Raw genomic sequence first — 1,878 nt, forward strand, 5'->3', positions numbered from 1 at the left:
GCGAGTCCGCCGCCTGGATGCGGCCGAACTTCTTCGCCAACACCCCGGACATCCTGCACGCCTACCTCCAGCACGGCCACCGTCCCGCCTTCGAGGCCCGGGCCGTCCTCGCCGCCACCCTCTCCCCCACCTGGGGCATCTACAGCGGCTACGAACTCTGCGAGAACACCCCCCTCAGGGAAGGCGGCGAGGAGTACCTCGACTCCGAGAAGTACCAGCTCAAACCGCGCGACTGGACGGCCGCCGACACCGACGGCATCGCCCCCCTCATCACCCGCCTCAACACCGTCCGACGCAGCAGCCCGGCCCTGCGGCAGCTGCGCGACATCCACTTCCACCATGCCGACCAGGAAGCGGTGATCGTCTACAGCAAGCGGAGCGGATCGAACACGGTTCTGGTGGTCGTGAACCTCGATCCGCACCACACCCAGGAGGCCACGGTCTCGTTGGACATGCCGCAACTCGGCCTGAACTGGCACGAGTCGGTGCCGGTGCGCGACGAGCTCACCGGCGAAACCTACAACTGGGGCAGGGCCAACTATGTGCGCCTGGAGCCGGGTCACCGGACCGCGCACATCCTCACCGTCCTGCGACCGTCCCCGCAGATCGGAGGGTCACCCATACAATGATCGTCAACGAACCCGTCCCGGACACCTTCGAGGACACCCCCGCCAAGGACCGGGACCCGGACTGGTTCAAACGGGCCGTCTTCTACGAGGTCCTGGTCCGCTCCTTCCAGGACAGCAACGGCGACGGCATCGGGGACCTCAAGGGCCTGACCGCGAAACTCGACTATCTGCAGTGGCTCGGTGTCGACTGCCTCTGGCTGCCGCCCTTCTTCAAGTCCCCGCTGCGGGACGGCGGTTACGACGTCTCCGACTACACCGCCGTGCTCCCCGAGTTCGGCGACCTCGCCGACTTCGTGGAGTTCGTCGACGCCGCCCACCAGCGCGGCATGCGCGTCATCATCGACTTCGTCATGAACCACACCAGCGACCAGCACCCGTGGTTCCAGGAGTCGCGCAAGGACCCCGACGGGCCGTACGGCGACTACTACGTCTGGGCGGACGACGACAAGCAGTACCAGGGCGCGCGGATCATCTTCGTCGACACCGAGGTCTCCAACTGGACCTACGACCCGGTCCGCAAGCAGTACTACTGGCACCGGTTCTTCTCCCACCAGCCGGACCTCAACTACGAGAACCCGGCCGTCCAGGAGGAGATCCTCTCCGCGCTCCGGTTCTGGCTGGACCTGGGCATCGACGGCTTCCGGCTGGACGCGGTGCCGTACCTCTACCAGAGCGAGGGCACCAACTGCGAGAACCTCCCCGCGACCCACGACTTCCTGAAGCGGGTCCGCAAGGAGATCGACACGCAGTACCCGGACACCGTGCTGCTGGCGGAGGCCAACCAGTGGCCGGAGGACGTCGTCGACTACTTCGGCGACTACCGCAGCGGCGGCGACGAGTGCCACATGGCGTTCCACTTCCCGGTGATGCCGCGGATCTTCATGGCCGTGCGCCGGGAATCCCGCTACCCCGTCTCCGAAATCCTCGCCAAGACCCCCGCCATCCCCTCCGGCTGCCAGTGGGGCATCTTCCTGCGCAACCACGACGAGCTCACCCTCGAAATGGTCACCGACGAGGAACGCGACTACATGTGGGCCGAATACGCCAAAGACCCGCGTATGCGCGCCAACATCGGCATCCGCCGCCGCCTCGCCCCCCTCCTCGACAACGACCGCAACCAGATCGAGCTCTTCACCGCGCTCCTGCTGTCCCTGCCCGGCTCGCCGATCCTCTACTACGGCGACGAGATCGGCATGGGCGACAACATCTGGCTCGGCGACCGCGACGCCGTCCGCACCCCCATGCAGTG

General features: G+C 66.7%; 1 protein-coding gene and 1 pseudogene. Both read left to right on the forward strand.

Going from position 1 to position 1,878, the window contains the following annotated elements; translation table 11 throughout:
* Positions 1–629 (forward strand): annotated as a pseudogene (locus ABZ887_RS51050) (alpha-1,4-glucan--maltose-1-phosphate maltosyltransferase); the annotation flags it as partial.
* Positions 626–1,878: maltose alpha-D-glucosyltransferase (gene treS / locus ABZ887_RS51055; RefSeq protein WP_361306575.1), on the forward strand; the 1,253-nt coding region annotated here is incomplete at its 3' end. The pseudogene ABZ887_RS51050 and the gene treS, both read left to right, overlap by 4 nt.

Origin of the sequence: Streptomyces sp. NPDC047061, from assembly GCF_040643955.1 — a bacterium.
Classification (GTDB): Bacteria; Actinomycetota; Actinomycetes; order Streptomycetales; family Streptomycetaceae; genus Streptomyces.